We start from the raw sequence: 15,024 nt of genomic DNA on the forward strand, positions 1-15,024 counted from the left end.
CATGAGTTTCATCGACCAGAACCGCGTCAACGCATCGGTTGCCCTGCAGCGCGGCCATTATACTTTCCCGCGCGCGGCAAAGCTCCGCGAAGCTTTCGAAAACTGCCTGCACGACTACTACGTCAAGGCCTCAATCGGCGGGCGTTTCGAAGTGCGCGGCATGCTGGTCACCGGAGAATCCCGGGTCGGCAAGACTTCCGAGACAGTCAGGCTCATAGAGGAATTCAACGCCAGCATGACGGAAATGCCCAACGGGAAGGTTGGCAGGATTATCTACTGCAAACTGGATGGGTCGATCAGCTGGAAGGATCTGGGTCACAAGACTCTTGAGGCACTCGGTTACCCCGCGAACCCCCGGCGCACCCAGGGGGAACTCTGGAACATGGTTCGCCACCAGTGCCGCGAACAGGGCGTCATCGGCCTCTACTACGACGAATGCCAGCACGCCTTCACCTCCGGCAAAACGTCCAACGAGAAGCTCCTCGACCGTTTCAAAGCACTGATGAAGGAGCCGTATTGGCAGTTGATGCTCATATTGTCAGGCGTCCCGGTCTTGGCCAAGCATGTGAACTCTGAAGAGCAGATCGCCCATCTCCTCTCCCACATCCATTTCGATGAGATTCACCTGGGCAGGTTCGCTGATCCGACAAGGGATCCGGACATGATCGAACTGAACAAGCTCGTCTACACCTATGCCGAACGCGCCGATATCGATGTTGAAGAGCTTGTTGACGTCGATTTTTTGCAGCGCCTCGATTTTGCCTGCGGCTCCAGGTGGGGCCTCGTCATCGAGTTGCTGATCCGCGCCCTCGGCTTGTGCAGACTTCATGGCCAGAAAAGCGCCACGGTCAAAATGTTCTCCGAGGCCTACGCCCAGAACTCCCGCCTGCCTCAGGGCCTGTGCCCCTTCACCGCACCCGACTATCGCGACATGATCGACAGCGACAAACTCACGGAGATGGTGCTGGACGAATAGCGGCAGGCCAATACGGGTTTGGACGTTTCAGGGCTCGCATTGCGGGCCCTTTTTTTGGCCGCCGCCCTGCATACTTATGTGTCAACTGTGCATGCTTATGCCTTGCGGTGAAGAGCGCCCTACGGCAAGCATCTGAAATACATAAGATATTCATGTACGGCACAGCCGCCGAATCAACTGGGTGTGCAAACTTATGGTACATTGGCACGCGGCAAAGCCCCCTCACATTCCCGCCCGACACAGGAACAACGACGCCGTTAACCCGGCGCTAACCGATCTTGCGGCAATCTGCGTGTCGGGCACAGCGCGAGGGAGTCATGGTTGCCGTTGCATACACGGTCGCCTTCGAAGGCGTCGAGGCGCGGCCCGTCCAGGTTCAGTGCGCCGTCACCCCGGGCGTGCCCGCCTTCTCCATCGTCGGCCTGCCCGACAAGGCGGTCTCCGAAGCGCGGGACCGCGTGCGCACCGCGCTGACATCGCTCTCCATCGCGCTCCCGTCGAAACGGATCACCATCAACCTGTCGCCCGCCGACATGCCGAAGGAGGGGTCGCACTTCGACCTGCCCATCGCGCTGGGTCTGCTGGCCGCGCTGGACATCGTGCCGAAGGACGCCGTGGCGCAGACCGTCGCCCTTGGCGAGCTGTCGCTGGACGGCGGTCTGGTCCCCGTTCTTGGCGCCCTGCCCGCCGCCATGGCCGCCGCCGAGGAGGACCGCATCCTGCTGTGTCCCCGCGCCTCCGGTGCGGAGGCCGCCTGGGTGGAGGCCTGCAATGTCCTCGGCGCCTCCAACCTCCTCGAGATCATCCGGCACTTCTCCGGGCAGGAGATCCTCGAACCGGCCAAACCCGGCGAGGTCCGCACCGACCCGTCCGCGCGCGACCTGCGCGACGTGAAGGGGCAGGAACGGGCAAAGCGCGCGCTGGAAATCGCCGCCGCCGGGCGCCACCACCTGATGATGATCGGGCCACCTGGGTCCGGCAAGTCGATGCTGGCCGCCCGCCTGCCGTCCCTGCTGCCGCCGCTGACCGCGGTTGAGGCGCTGGAAACGTCGATGATCCACTCCATCGCCGGGCTCCTGACCGATGGCGGCATCTACCGCACCCGCCCCTTCCGCGAGCCGCATCACACCGCCTCCATGGCGGCGCTGATCGGCGGCGGGCGCGGGGCGAAGCCGGGCGAAATCAGTCTCGCCCACAACGGCGTGCTGTTCATGGACGAGTTTCCGGAGTTCCCGCGCGCCGTTCTGGAAACCCTGCGCCAGCCGGTCGAGACCGGAGAGGTCATGGTCGCGCGAGCCAATGCCCACATCCGCTATCCCTGCCGGTTCCTGTTGGTGGCGGCGGCCAATCCCTGCCGCTGCGGCCACCTGGCAGATGCGGGCCGCGCCTGTTCCAAGGCGCCGAACTGCGGGGAGGATTACCTCGGGCGGATCTCCGGCCCGATGATGGACCGCTTCGACCTGCGCATCGACGTGCCTGCCGTCGCCTATTCCGACCTCGACCTCCCGCCCTCCGGCGACACCTCCGCCGAGGTGGCGGCCCGCGTGGCGCAGGCCCGCGCGGTGCAGGAGACGCGCTTCGCGGCCTATCCCGAGCTGCGTACCAACGCCGACGCGGAAGGCAACCTGCTGGAGGGGATCGCGACGCTCGACACCGGCAGCCGGGAGCTGATGACACGCGCCGCCGACCGCTTCGGCCTGTCCGCGCGCGGCTACCACAGGGTCCTGCGCGTCGCGCGTACCATCGCCGATCTGGACGGCGCGGCGGACGTACTGCGCCCCCACGTGGCAGAAGCGCTCAGCTACCGGATGCCATCGTCGAACGACGCCTGAACGAAGCGCGCCGCGCGGGCCAACGTGTCCCGCGCTTCGGGAATCCAGCCCTGAAACAGCGGCCATGCATGGGGGGCGGTGGGGTGTATCTCATGCGAGACATCGGCGCCGCCTTCCTCCAGCCGTTTCGCCATTCCGCCGATCTCGCTGAACAGGATTTCGGCACGGGAGGACGTGAGCATCACGGGCGGGCACCCCGGGAATTCCGCGTAGAGCGGCGAGGCCCTCGGGTCGCGCGGATCGGCCCCGGCAAGGAACATGCCGGTCAGTTCGGCAACCCTGTCGGCCGGCAACAACGGATCGCGCGCGGCGTTGGAGCGGAGAGACGCACCGGTCATGGCAAGGTCCACCCACGGGGAAAAGACTACCACGCCCGCCGGGGCTTCCCGCCGCAGGCAGAGGGCCGACAGCAAGGCCAGCGCGATCCCGCCCCCCGCCGAGTCGCCCCCCAGCACGACATCGCCCGGACGGTACCCCAGCGCCATCAGACGATCCCAGGCGGCCAGTGCCGCGTCGAAGGGCGCGGGGAAAGGTTCCTCCTGCAACAGCGGATACTTCGGCGCCACGACCTCCACCGCCACCATGCCGGACAGGACGCCCAGCATCGCACGGTGGGTATGCGGGCTGCCAGACACGTAGCCGCCACCGTGGAAATAGAGGATGACTCGGCGCGGCGCACATTTGCCGCAGGATATCCAGAACAGGCCGCCAGGACGTTCCTGGAACCGCAGGAACGGCGGATGGACGGCAAAGCGCGCGCCGCGATCCACGCTGCGCGCCGCGTCTTCCGGCGCGCGCGTGCGCCCGATCCGGGGTTTGACCAACAGCCGCAACTGCGCGTTCAGCAGCCGCAGCTGCCAGCTCATGAGATGCGAGCCTCGATCGCCTGCCAGATCCGCTCCGCCACGTTGATGCCGTCGAAGCGCTCAAGCTCCTGGATGCCGGTGGGCGAGGTCACGTTGATCTCGGTCAGCCAGTCGCCGATCACGTCGATGCCCACGAAGATCTGGCCGTTTTCCCGCAGCGTCGGTCCGATGGCCGCGCAGATCTCGCGGTCACGGTCGGTCAGCTCGACCTTCTCAGGACGCCCGCCGACGTGCATGTTGGACCGCACTTCGCCCTCTGCAGGGACACGGTTGATCGCACCGACCGGCTCGCCGTCGACGAGGATGACCCGCTTGTCGCCCTTCGTCACCGCCGGCAGGTATTTCTGCACGATCAGCGGCTCGCGCGAGAAGCCGGTGAACAGTTCGTGCAGCGAGCTGAGGTTGCGGTCGTCGGCCGTCAGGCGGAACACGCCCGCGCCGCCGTTGCCGTAGAGCGGCTTGAGGATGATGTCGCCGTGCTTGGCGCGGAAGCGTCTGATCGCCAGCAGGTCGCGGGCGATCATGGTCGGCGGCGTCAGGTCGCGGAACTTCAGCACCAGCAGCTTCTCGGGGAAGTTGCGCACCCAGAAGGGATCATTGACGACAAGCGTGTCACCCTTCAGCCAGTCCAGCAGGTGGGTGGTGGTGATGTAGTGCATGTCGAACGGCGGATCCTGACGCAGCCAGACCACGTCCATGTCCGCCAGATCGACGGTCACCCGTTCACCGAGGATGGCGGGCGTGCCCTCGACACGCTGGACCGTCATCCAGTGGCCGGTCGCGGTGATCCGGCCCTCGTCGAAGGCCAGTTGATCCGGCCCGTAATAGAACAGCTCGTGTCCGCGCGCCTGAGCTTCCTCGGCGATGCGGAATGTACTGTCGGCGTTGATGTTCACCCCGAGGATCGGGTCCATCTGGAAGGCGATTTTCATGGCTATACCCTGGCAGTTCGCCCCATAGATGACCCATGGACCCGCCAGAGGCAATGCACCGACGATGTGCGCAGGGCTAGCAGTGGCCGATTGCGTTCTCGATCACCCGGATTTGCCCGTACCCGTCGACCATCGCGAGGTCGAAACGCACATCGGTCAGCGACCCGCGCGGCTGCGTTCCAAGAAATTCTTCCGCCGCGCTGATGATCCGGTTCATCTGCTGGCGCGAGAGCCGTTCGGCGGCGCGCTGGAAGGACCGGCTCTTCTTGACCTCCACGAAGATCAGGCCGTCGCCGTCCCGCACGATGAGGTCGATTTCGCCGCCCTGTCCGCGCCACCGCCGACGGGCCAGAGGAAATCCGCGCCGCTCGTAATCCTGGGCAACGCGCAGTTCCGCGGATGCACCCGCCTCGTACCCGGTGCGCCCTGCGTCCCGCTTGGCGCGTCGCACCGTATCCTGTTTTGGCACCTGAACCACCCGGTCAGGCGCAGGGGCGGACCAGTCCCAGAGCGACATCTGCCTCGTATCCACAGTCCCCGACCGATGAACCATCGTGTTCTTCCTTCGCCAACACGCAGGAACCGCAGCGTCAGCCGCCATCCACGTCTGTGTGTTCCTTCGCCAACCGCATCGCCATCTGATAAACCGGCCGCCGCTTCACGCCGAACCGGGTAGAGACATAATCGGCTGCGTCCCGCACGGTCATCGTCTCAAGCGCCGCGTTCACTTCCTGTTCTATGTCGATTTCCCTAATGTTTCCTGAATCCCCTTTGCCGATCACCACCACGATTTCGCCGCGTGCAGCGGATTGGGCGTAGTGGGTTGCCAGTTCTGACAGGGGTCCCCGGCGGATTTCCTCGAACTTTTTCGTCAATTCCCGGCAGACGGCCGCCGGACGGTCTCCGAGCCGGTCGGCGGCGTCAGCCAGCATCGCGGCCACCCGCTTTGGCGATTCGTAGAACACCAGTGTTGCCGCGATGCCCGTCAGCTCGTCCAGCGCCTTGCGGCGCGCCGCACCGGCGTTCGGCAGGAAGCCGAGGAACATGAACCGGTCGGTCGGCAGGCCAGCCAGCGTCAGCGCGGCGATGGCGGCGGAAACCCCGGGCGCGGTCGTGACCGCCAGCCCCGCCTCCGTCGCCTCCCGCGCAAGGTCGAATCCCGGGTCGGAAACCATCGGTGTCCCGGCCTCGGATGCATAAGCAACGGCCTTGCCAGCCACGATCTCGTCCAGCACCCGATGACGGGTCCTGTCGCCACTGTGATCGTGATAGGCAAGAAGCTGCCGTTCTCGCAGCGGGATTCCGTGCAGGTCCATCAGGTGCCGAAGCGAGCGCGTGTCCTCTGCCACGAGCACGTCTGCATCGCGCAGGACATCAAGTGCCCTAAGGGTAATGTCGCGCGCGTTCCCGATGGGCACGGCCACGAGGTACAGGCCCGCGGCCAATTTGCCGCCGATCCCGGTCTTATCCGGATAAGTCACTGGCCCCGCCTTTCGTGCTCGCCTATGATCGTGTCAAACCCGTGCGGGTCACTCACCCCGCACCACGACACGACGAGGGAGTCTCCATGTTCACCGTTTTGCCCCGCCTTCGCAAGGCGTTGCGCCCGCTTGCCGCACTCACCGCGGCTGCCCTTCTGTCTGCCTGCGACCCGACGATGGTCGGCGGTCTTGGCGGATCCGGCGCCAGCACCGGCGGTCCCAGCATCGACGCCAGCGCCCCGATCCCCGTGGCGCTCCTGGTGCCGAAATCCGACTCCGGCGCCGGGCCGGTGGCCGTGTCGCTGGAGAACGCCGCCCGCCTCGCCATCCGGGAGCAGTCCGGCGTGCAGATCGACCTGCGTGTCTATGACACCGGCGGGCAGTCGGCGCAGGCCGCCGCGCAGGCGCAGAAGGCCGTGGACGACGGCGCGAAGATCATTCTCGGCCCGCTGTTCTCCGAAGCGGCCAATGCCGCCGGTGCCGCCGTTGCCGACGAGGGCGTGAACGTCCTGAGCTTCTCGAACACCACCGCCATCGCCGGCGGCAACGTCTTCATCCTCGGGCCGACCTTCGCCAACACGGCGGACCGCCTGATGGCCCATGCCCGCAAGCGCGGCAAGAAGAGCATCGTGATCGTCTACTCCGACGACGTGCCCGGCCAGTTCGGCAAGGCCGCCATCGAGCAGGCCGCCACCGCGAACGGCATCCGCGTCGTCTCGGCAGAGCCCTACTCGCTCTCCGTCGCCGGTGTCTCGGCCGCGGCACAACGCGCGGGCGCCACGGTGAAGTCCGGGGCTGCCGACACGGTCTTCATCACCACAGATGCGACCAACGCCGCCATGCCGATGCTGCTGAACCAGTTGCCGGAGAACGGCGTGACCCCGGGCCAGATCCAGTACGTCGGCCTGACCCGCTGGGACGTGCGGCCGGATCTCTTCGCATTGCCGGGCGCGCAAGGCGCATGGTTCGCCATCCCCGACACTCAGCGGCAGGAAGCGTTCAACCAGCGCTACGCCTCCACCTTCGGCTCCGCGGCACATCCGCTCGCCGGGCTGGCCTATGACGGTATTTCCGCCATCGCGCTTCTCGCCAAGCAGGGCAGAAGCGACGCATTGACCGGAAAATCCCTCACATCTTCTGGCTTTACCGGCACCGGCGGTGTATTCCGGCTGCTCAAAGACGGCACGAACGAGCGCGCGCTGGCCGTCGCGACGGTACAGAACAACCAGATGGTGATCCTTGACCCTGCCCCCCGCAACCTCTCCGGCGCAGGTTTCTGACGCAGACCCGGGTACGCTGCCGACCGACCTGATCGCGTCGGCAGCGGATATCTTCGACCTTCCGGCCGTGAGGGCAGAGCTGTTCGCAGCCCTGCCCACCGGCGCGGAGAACGGTGTCCGCAAGGCCACCGTTTCGGTCCTCTCGGCGGCGGCAAAGCACGGGCGCGACACGGTGCAGGCCGCCTTCGAACGCGAACCCTTCGGCTCCCGCCGCACCACACGGGCCTACACCTGGATCACCGACGGGCTGGTCACACTGGCCTTCGAGGTCGCGACGCAGGTCATCCACCCCAACCCCAGCCCGACCCGGTCCGAACGCATCGCCGTTCTCGCGGTCGGCGGTTACGGCCGGGGCGAGATGGCGCCCTATTCCGACGTCGACCTGCTGTTCCTGACCCCCTACAAGATCACCCCCTGGGCCGAGAGCGTCATCGAATCGATGCTCTACATCCTGTGGGACCTGAAACTGAAGGTCGGCCACTCCTCCCGCACCGTCCGGGATTGCGTCCGCCTCGGCGGCGAGGATTTCACCATCCGGACCGCCATGCTCGAAAGCCGTTACCTGATCGGCGACGAGAAGCTGGCCAACAACCTTGAAGAAAAGCTCTGGTCCGACCTCTTCGAAGGGACGGAGCGCGAATTCGTCAAGGCCAAGCTGGAGGAGCGCGACGCCCGCCACGGCAAGCAGGGCCAGCGCTACATGGTCGAGCCCAACGTCAAGGAGGGCAAGGGCGGCCTGCGCGATCTCCAGTCGCTGTTCTGGATCACGAAATACGTGCATCACACCGACGATGTCGGACAGCTCGTCCGCAGCGGCGTGTTCCTGCCCGAGGAATACGAGACCTTCGTTCAGGCCGAACGCTTTCTCTGGGCGGTGCGGATTCACCTGCACCTGTTGGCGGGCCGCGCGGTGGAGCAACTGACCTTCGACATGCAGGTCGAGGTCTCGGCCCGCATGGGCTACAACGACCGTGGCGGGCGGCGTGCCGTGGAATGGTTCATGCAGGACTATTTCCGCCACGCCACCGCGGTGGGCGACCTGACCCGCATCCTTCTGACCTCGCTCGAGGCCGACCATTCCAAGGGGCCGCCGCTGCTGGAACGGTTCTTCAAGCGCGCCCCCGAGACGGGCGATGGCTACAGCGTGGTGAACGGACGGCTGGCGATTGCCGACGACAAGGCCTTCCTCGCCGACCCGCTGAACCTGCTCCGCATCTACGAGGAAGCGCTGCGCACCGGGCTGCTGATCCATCCGGACGCCATGCGGCTGATCAAGGCCAACCTGCACCTCATCAACGACGCCATGCGGAAGAACCCGCAGGCGCAGGAGCTGTTCCTCAACCTTCTGCTGAACCACGGGAACCCGGAACGTGCGCTGCGCCGGATGAACGAGCTTGGCGTCCTTGCCGCCTTCATCCCCGAATTCGCGCCCATCGTGGCGATGATGCAGTTCAACATGTACCACCACTACACGGTAGACGAACACACCATCCAGTGCATCTGGCACCTGTCGGAGATCGAGCACGGGCACCTGAAGGAAGAGCTGGTCGTCTCCTCCTCGATCCTCGACGAAGGCGTGAACCGCCGGGTGCTTTACGTCGCGCTGCTGCTGCATGACATCGGCAAGGGCCGGGACGAGGATCACTCGATCATCGGCGCCCGCATCTCCCGCACGGTGGCGCCGCGCCTCGGGCTCAACAAGGAAGAATGCGAGACGGTGGAATGGCTGGTCCGCTACCACCTGCTGATGTCCGATATGGCGCAGAAACGCGACATCGCCGACCCGCGTACCGTGCGCGACTTCGCCAAGGCGGTGAAGACGGTCGAGCGGCTGAACCTGCTGACGGTGCTGACGGTCTGCGACATCCGTGGCGTGGGTCCCGGCACGTGGAACAACTGGAAGGCCGCCCTGCTGCGCGCCCTCTACCGCCAGACCCGCCGCGCGCTCGAAGGCGGCATGGAAGAGCTGAACCGCGAAAAGCGCGGCACCGTGGCCAAGCAGGAACTGCGCGAGAAGCTGTCCGACTGGTCGGAGGCCGATCTGGCGCACGAAACGTCTCGGCACTACGGGCCCTACTGGCAGGGCCTGCATGTCACCGCGCATGTCATCTTTGCCAACCTGCTGCGCGGGCTCACGGACGACGAGGTGCGGATGGATATCCATCCCGACGACGACCGCGACGCCACCCGCGTCTGCTTTGCGCTGCAGGATCATCCCGGCATCTTCTCCCGCCTGACCGGCGCGCTTGCGCTGTCGGGCGCCAACGTGGTGGACGCGCGGACCTTCACGACCCGCGACGGCTATGCCACGGCGGTCTTCTGGATACAGGATGCGGACGGCGCCCCCTACGAGGAAGTGCGCATCCCCCGCCTGCGCGAAACCATCCGCAAGACCCTGACCGGAGAGGTGGTGGCCCGCGAGGCGGTGAAATCGCGCGACAAGTACAAGAAGCGCGAAAAGGCGTTCAAGGTGCCGACCCACATCACCTTCGACAACGAAGGGTCCGAGATCTTCACGATCATCGAGGTGGACACCCGCGACCGGCCTTCGCTGCTCTACGATCTGGCGCGTGTGCTGGCGAGCCAGAACATCTACATCGCCTCCGCCGTCATCGCCACCTATGGCGAACAGGTGGTCGATACCTTCTACGTGAAGGACATGTTCGGGCTGAAGCTGCACTCCAAGACGAAGCGCGACATGATCGAGAAGAAGCTGCGGCTGGCGATGGCGGAAGGGGCGGAACGCGCCTACGGCTGAAGGGCGCGCGCCCCGGCCTGCTGCGCCCTCGCGGGCCATGCCGGCCCCCGGTATCCCAGCCAGCGGTCTGCAAAGGCGGCGTAGTCGGGATGCCCCTGGTCCAGTTGCATGAAATCCAGCGCTTCGGCCCGGCTGTGAAAGATCTCCGTCTCCCACGGCGCATCGTCGAGCAGCATCTGCAACATCCGGCACATGCCGTAGGTCACGTCATCGGTCACGAAACAGGCGTGTCGGACGTTTGCCGACTGCGCCAGGAAGGTCCGGCGCGATTTCATGGCGACGGCGCGCATCTCGGCGTAGCCGTGGTTCGGAAAGCGGCATCCGTCGAGGTCGAAGAGGATGCTCTGGCTCGGCTCGAAATCGGGGTCCTGGGCATACGCCGCGATGGAGTCGAGATGCTCCAGCGGATCCACGTCGCCTCTCAGCGTGACTACGACCGCCCCGAGACTCTTGTGTATGCGGTATCCAATTCCCAAGCTGCCCCCGCTGAGCGTCAGGAAAGTTGACTGGTAAACTATCTTAGCACCTTTTTGCATTGTTGCAACTGAATATATGGCGCGGTAGCTCAAACGCATGAGCGACCTTCCGCAATTCCTGCTTGCGGGATTCGCCCTTGCGGGCAGCCCCGGGCCGAACACGCTGTCGATGGCAGCGGTCGGTGCCGCTTTCGGCCGCCGCGATGCGATAGGCTACCTGCTGGGGCTCAGCTTCGGGATGCTCGGGGTCATCGCGCTGGTCGGTACGGGCACGGCGGGGCTTTTGCTGGCTGTTCCCGGCGCCGCGCCGGTCATCACCGGGCTCGCCGCGCTCTACTTCCTGTGGCTCGCCTGGCGGATCGCGAATGCGCCGCCCATCGGCCCGGCAGACAGCGGTCGCCGCCCGCCGCGCTGGCACGAAGGCGCGCTTCTGTCGATGATGAACCCCAAGGCCTACGCCGCCATGGCCGCGCTCTTCTCGGGCTTCACCCTGCGCCCGGAGCCGCTGCCCGATGCGCTGACGAAGACCCTCGTGGCCTTCGCGGTGATCCTGACCGTGAACGCGGCATGGATGGTCATCGGCACCTTGCTGACCCGTCTGGCGGGCAATCCGCGCACTGCCCGGGCCATCAACTACGGGTTTGCGGCGGCGCTGCTGATCTCCGTCGCCGCGACCACGCTGCTCTGACTGCACGAAACCTGCACGAAGGCGGGGTTCACCCTGCACATCTTTCGCGGTAACTGCATCCAGACCTCTTGCTGCGAGCAGCCATGAAACCCATCCGCCTCATCTCCGGCATCCTCACTGTCGGATTCTGGACCCTCGCCAGCCGCGTGCTGGGCCTTGTCCGCGATATCCTGATCGCCACCGTCATCGGCCCCGGCCCGCTGATGGACGCCTTCGTCGCCGCTTTCCGGCTGCCGAACCTGTTCCGCCGGTTCTTTGCCGAGGGCGCGTTCAACGCCGCCTTCGTGCCGATGTTCTCCAAAAAGTTCGAAGCCGGGGAGGACCCGCAGGGCTTTGCCCGCGACGCCTTTTCCGGGCTTGCCTTCTTGCTGCTGATCCTGACCGCGCTGGCAATGATCTTCATGCCGCTCCTGGTCTGGGCCACGGCGGGCGGATTTGCAGGCGACGAACGCTTCGACCTGACAACTGCCTTCGGGCGCATCACCTTCCCCTACATCCTGACGATCTCGCTGGCGGCGCTCCTGTCCGGCGCACTGAACGCCGTGGGCCGCTTTGCCGCCGCCGCCGCCGCGCCCGTCCTGCTGAACATCCTGATCGTGTCCGGCCTGACCTTCGGACAGGGCCTGTTCGGCGGCGCCCATATCGAGTGGCTGATCTGGACGATCCCGGTGGCGGGCCTGGCACAGCTGACCCTCGTCTGGGTCGCGGCAGAGCGCGCCGGGCTGAAGATCCGCCCCGGCCGCCCGCGCCTGACCGACGACATGAAGCGCCTGACCCGCATCGCCATTCCCGCGGCCCTCGCCGGAGGCGTCATGCAGGTGAACCTGCTGGTCGGCCAGCAGGTGGCCTCGCACTTCGAAAAGGCGGTATCGTGGCTCTACAACGCCGACCGTCTCTACCAGCTTCCGCTGGGGGTCGTCGGCATCGCCATCGGCATCGTGCTCCTGCCCGACCTCTCGCGCCGCCTGAAGGCAGAGGATCACGTCGGTGGGCGCATGGCCTTCTCCCGCGCGGGCGAACTGTCGCTGGCCCTGACCGTGCCCTGCGCCGTGGCACTTGTGGTCATGCCGCTGCCGCTGGTCTCGGTGCTGTTCGAACACGGTCGCACCGGGCCGGAGGACAGCCGCGCCATGGCCATAGCCGTCGCGATCTACGGCGTGGGCCTGCCCGCCTTCGTCCTCCAGAAGGTGCTGCAACCCGTCTATTTCGCGCGCGAAGACACCCGGTCGCCCTTCCGCTTCGCAGTCTGGTCGATGGTCGTCAACGCCGTGGCCGCCATCGGGCTTGCGCCGCTGATCGGCTGGCTCGCGCCCGCCATCGCCACCTCGCTCGCCGGATGGACGATGGTCTGGCAACTGGCACGCGGAACCCGGGGCATGGGCGACGTGGCGCGCTTCGACACCCGCTTCTACAAGCGCGCGGGCCGCATCGTCGCCGCGTCGGCGATCATGGGCGCCGCGCTTTTCGGGGCCGAACTGCTGCTGGCCCCGTGGCTGGCGACCGCCGGTCTGCGCGTGCTGGCCCTGCTCCTGCTGATCGCCGTGGGCGTCGCGGTCTATGGTGTCGCGGGGCAGCTTCTGGGCGCCTTCCGGCTGTCGGAGTTCCGCTCCATCGTGCGCCGCCGCAAGCCCGCATGACCCGCCTCCTCCACACCCGGTCCGAAACCCTCGCCGCGCTGGAAACGCTCGCCGCCTCCGCGACAGAAGAGCTGATCCTCGCCGTGCGGACCCTGTCGCCGGGAACGCCCCTGCTGACCGAGGCACTGACCGAGCGTGGCCTGACCACCTGGAGCGACCTGATCGCCTGGGTCACGCGCCGCGGCGTCCGCCTGCTGATGGCGTTCGGGGACGACGACCCGCTGTTCGACGCGGACCGTCACCGGCGGGTGTGGCTGGCGGCCTCGGCCTTTGCCAACGTGCACCAGGGCAATGCGCAGATCCTTTGTGCCCCGCACGGCCAGACGATGGGCAGGCTATGGGCGCTGCGCTTTCGCAGACCGATCCGTGCCGCGCTCCGGCAGCTTGCCACCGACGACGCGCGGCGGCTGACCCTGCCGCAGCGCGCGGCACTCGCCAAGGGTCCGACGCCCAGGCCGCAGCGGATCGCACAGTCCTTTGCCGTGGCGGACGGCGAACGGGCCCTGATCGGCGGCTACTCCATCGACATGCGGCACAAGGGTCAGGACTGGCACGACGTCGCGGCCCTGATCGAGGACGCGGATTTCGCCGGGGCCCTCCGGTCGCATTTCGCCGACTGCTGGAGCGCCGCGATCGCCACCGGCGCGCCCACCCTCGCGTCGGAGCCGCGCCCCTTCGCGACGGTCTCCCGCCGTCAGAGCCGGCCCGAACTGCGCCTGCTCCGCACGCTCTCCGACCCGTCCTCAGGCCCGCTCGCCTTCACCGGCACGACGAAGGCCCGCGATGCGGAGACGCATCTCCTCCGCACATTCGGGGCGGCCCGGCAGCACGTCTACATCGAGACGCCCGCCTTCCGTCATCCCGCGCTTGCCGACGCGCTGGCCAGCGCCGCACGCGCCACGCCGGAGCTGCAACTGACGGTCGTGCTGCATCCAGACGCGGACATCCTGCCCTTCGGCGGCGCCCTGCCCGACACGGTGGCGCGGGCAGAGGACGCACGCGACCACACGCTCGCCCTGCTCGCCCGGGCCTTCGGTCGGCGGGTCACCTTCCTGAGATACGCGCCGCAGGGCCGGGACACGGTGGCACAGCGCGGACCGGACGGGACGGCCGGGCGGGTGATCGTCGTGGACGGCACCACCATCGTGCTCGGCTCGCACAGCCTGACGCTGCGCTCCATGCGGCTGGACACCGAAGCCTCCGTCCTGATCCGCGACACGTGCCTTGCGCAGGACCTCGTGGCGCAGCGGGCGCGGAAATGGCTGGGACCGGAGGCAGACCACAAGGATGCGACCCGGGCCGATACTTGGGCCACGGCGCCCGCGCCGCTGGAACCCTTCAAACCGCAGGCCCCGGCGCCACGCAGCACCCGGCCCATGCGCCTGCCGGACAAGGCGTTCTAGCCCCGGCCCCCGCGCACGCGGTGCAGGAAGCGGCGCCAGCCGCCCGGCACCATCACGACCGCCAGCAGGAACCCCGCAAAGAAACCGCCGAGGTCGGCGATCCATGTGTCGTCCGTCCCGAAGAGCAGGCCGAACACCAGCCGGATGCCCATGAGCATGCCGATCAGCCCGAAAGCCCGCATCTGCGGGCCGCCCTCCTGTCCCAGCCGCAGCCACAAGAGATAGGTGAACCCTCCGATCAGGCCGAAGTCCGAAGGGTAGGCGCCCACCAGCCACGGATCGTTGCTGAACAGGCCGAAGCACAGCGCGCCCGCCACGGCGCTGACGAAGAAGATGGCGACAAAAGCCAGCGCCCCCATCGACTCCGTGACGATCTTGCCCATGGCCAGCAGGAAGACCATGCCGAACAGAGCCTCGTAGAAACTGCCGTGCAGGAACGGGTAGGACACGAAACGGATCAGGTGCTCGGGCGGGTAGCGCGCGTTGTCCAGCATCCAGTCGAAGACCTGCCCCGAGAATCCGAACCGCTCGATGTAGCCGAACCGCAGGCCCACGGCGTCGCGGCCGCCGATCATGCCCATGTCGGCCAGCGAAAAGAACGCCTCGATCCCCAGCAGGACAAGGAACATCGCGGCCACGACCGGGGGCAGCGGGTTCACCGGCGCTTCGTTGTGCGGATGGGTCATGCGGGGCCT

13 protein-coding genes are annotated in these 15,024 nt (G+C 66.8%); 7 read left to right on the top strand and 6 right to left on the bottom strand.

What is annotated here, in order from left to right; all coding sequences use genetic code 11:
* Position 1: 1 nt before the first annotated feature.
* Both CDO87_RS08470 and CDO87_RS08475 read left to right on the top strand, forming a co-directional pair.
* Positions 2-976, top strand: coding sequence for a TniB family NTP-binding protein (locus CDO87_RS08470; protein WP_100928370.1), 975 nt, complete (start codon positions 2-4; stop codon positions 974-976).
* A 317-nt stretch (positions 977-1,293) separates the two neighbouring features.
* Positions 1,294-2,808 carry a YifB family Mg chelatase-like AAA ATPase gene (locus CDO87_RS08475; protein ID WP_100928371.1) on the top strand — a complete coding sequence of 505 codons (1,515 nt, stop codon included), beginning with the start codon at positions 1,294-1,296 and terminating at the stop codon, positions 2,806-2,808.
* Here the strand turns inward: CDO87_RS08475 and CDO87_RS08480 are convergent.
* The 4 genes from CDO87_RS08480 to rsmI form a co-directional block, all read right to left on the bottom strand.
* Entirely contained in the window at positions 2,778-3,674 is an 897-nt protein-coding gene (locus CDO87_RS08480) for an alpha/beta hydrolase fold domain-containing protein (protein WP_100928372.1), read from the bottom strand. The genes CDO87_RS08475 and CDO87_RS08480 overlap by 31 nt on opposite strands.
* Positions 3,671-4,606, bottom strand: a complete 936-nt coding sequence (gene gshB, locus CDO87_RS08485; protein WP_100928373.1) for a glutathione synthase — start codon at positions 4,604-4,606, stop codon at positions 3,671-3,673. The genes CDO87_RS08480 and gshB overlap by 4 nt, the downstream gene beginning before the upstream one ends.
* A 76-nt stretch (positions 4,607-4,682) precedes the next feature.
* Entirely contained in the window at positions 4,683-5,123 is a 441-nt protein-coding gene (locus CDO87_RS08490) for a YraN family protein (protein WP_254698381.1), read from the bottom strand.
* Positions 5,124-5,196: 73 nt separating this feature from the next.
* The gene (gene rsmI / locus CDO87_RS08495) at positions 5,197-6,030 is read right to left on the bottom strand and encodes a 16S rRNA (cytidine(1402)-2'-O)-methyltransferase (protein WP_254698383.1); all 834 of its coding nucleotides are present in this window, start codon (positions 6,028-6,030) and stop codon (positions 5,197-5,199) included.
* Positions 6,031-6,173: 143 nt separating this feature from the next.
* On the opposite strand from rsmI, the gene CDO87_RS08500 reads away from it, so the two are divergent.
* Together CDO87_RS08500 and CDO87_RS08505 are read left to right on the top strand one after the other, a co-directional pair.
* Positions 6,174-7,367, top strand: a complete 1,194-nt coding sequence (locus tag CDO87_RS08500; protein WP_100928376.1) for a penicillin-binding protein activator — start codon at positions 6,174-6,176, stop codon at positions 7,365-7,367.
* Positions 7,368-7,383: 16 nt separating this feature from the next.
* Positions 7,384-10,125 carry a [protein-PII] uridylyltransferase gene (locus tag CDO87_RS08505; RefSeq protein WP_100930887.1) on the top strand — a complete coding sequence of 914 codons (2,742 nt, stop codon included), beginning with the start codon at positions 7,384-7,386 and terminating at the stop codon, positions 10,123-10,125.
* Here CDO87_RS08505 and CDO87_RS08510 read toward each other — a convergent pair.
* Positions 10,116-10,538, bottom strand: a complete 423-nt coding sequence (locus CDO87_RS08510; protein WP_100928377.1) for a hypothetical protein — start codon at positions 10,536-10,538, stop codon at positions 10,116-10,118. The two genes, CDO87_RS08505 and CDO87_RS08510, sit on opposite strands and share 10 nt — an antisense overlap.
* A gap of 160 nt (positions 10,539-10,698) precedes the next feature.
* Here CDO87_RS08510 and CDO87_RS08515 point away from each other — a divergent pair, with 160 nt between their 5' ends.
* The 3 genes from CDO87_RS08515 to CDO87_RS08525 all read left to right on the top strand — a co-directional run bounded on the left by CDO87_RS08515 (position 10,699) and on the right by CDO87_RS08525 (position 14,329).
* On the top strand, positions 10,699-11,289 hold the full coding sequence (locus CDO87_RS08515; RefSeq protein WP_100928378.1) for a LysE family translocator: 591 nt from the start codon (positions 10,699-10,701) through the stop codon (positions 11,287-11,289).
* Between the two features lie 83 nt (positions 11,290-11,372).
* Positions 11,373-12,926, top strand: coding sequence for a murein biosynthesis integral membrane protein MurJ (murJ, locus tag CDO87_RS08520; protein WP_100928379.1), 1,554 nt, complete (start codon positions 11,373-11,375; stop codon positions 12,924-12,926).
* The gene (locus tag CDO87_RS08525) at positions 12,923-14,329 is read left to right on the top strand and encodes a phosphatidylserine/phosphatidylglycerophosphate/cardiolipin synthase family protein (RefSeq protein ID WP_100928380.1); all 1,407 of its coding nucleotides are present in this window, start codon (positions 12,923-12,925) and stop codon (positions 14,327-14,329) included. The genes murJ and CDO87_RS08525 overlap by 4 nt, the downstream gene beginning before the upstream one ends.
* On the opposite strand, the gene CDO87_RS08530 is transcribed toward CDO87_RS08525, so the two are convergent.
* Complete coding sequence (locus CDO87_RS08530; RefSeq protein ID WP_100928381.1) at positions 14,326-15,015, bottom strand: rhomboid family intramembrane serine protease; 690 nt, start codon at positions 15,013-15,015, stop codon at positions 14,326-14,328. The genes CDO87_RS08525 and CDO87_RS08530 overlap by 4 nt on opposite strands.
* Between the last annotated feature and the right edge of the window lie 9 nt (positions 15,016-15,024).

It is taken from the genome of Sagittula sp. P11 (genome assembly GCF_002814095.1).
Taxonomy (GTDB): Bacteria; Pseudomonadota; Alphaproteobacteria; order Rhodobacterales; family Rhodobacteraceae; genus Sagittula.

Excerpts from the sequence above, each read along its gene's own strand:
- CDO87_RS08470 (WP_100928370.1), top strand. The coding sequence starts at position 2 with ATGAGTTTCATCGACCAGAACCGCGTCAACGCATCGGTTGCCCTGCAG.
- CDO87_RS08475 (WP_100928371.1), top strand. The coding sequence starts at position 1,294 with ATGGTTGCCGTTGCATACACGGTCGCCTTCGAAGGCGTCGAGGCGCGG.
- CDO87_RS08480 (WP_100928372.1), bottom strand. The coding sequence starts at position 3,674 with ATGAGCTGGCAGCTGCGGCTGCTGAACGCGCAGTTGCGGCTGTTGGTC.
- gshB (WP_100928373.1), bottom strand. The coding sequence starts at position 4,606 with ATGAAAATCGCCTTCCAGATGGACCCGATCCTCGGGGTGAACATCAAC.
- CDO87_RS08490 (WP_254698381.1), bottom strand. The coding sequence starts at position 5,123 with ATGTCGCTCTGGGACTGGTCCGCCCCTGCGCCTGACCGGGTGGTTCAG.
- CDO87_RS08500 (WP_100928376.1), top strand. The coding sequence starts at position 6,174 with ATGTTCACCGTTTTGCCCCGCCTTCGCAAGGCGTTGCGCCCGCTTGCC.
- CDO87_RS08515 (WP_100928378.1), top strand. The coding sequence starts at position 10,699 with ATGAGCGACCTTCCGCAATTCCTGCTTGCGGGATTCGCCCTTGCGGGC.
- murJ (WP_100928379.1), top strand. The coding sequence starts at position 11,373 with ATGAAACCCATCCGCCTCATCTCCGGCATCCTCACTGTCGGATTCTGG.
- CDO87_RS08525 (WP_100928380.1), top strand. The coding sequence starts at position 12,923 with ATGACCCGCCTCCTCCACACCCGGTCCGAAACCCTCGCCGCGCTGGAA.
- CDO87_RS08530 (WP_100928381.1), bottom strand. The coding sequence starts at position 15,015 with ATGACCCATCCGCACAACGAAGCGCCGGTGAACCCGCTGCCCCCGGTC.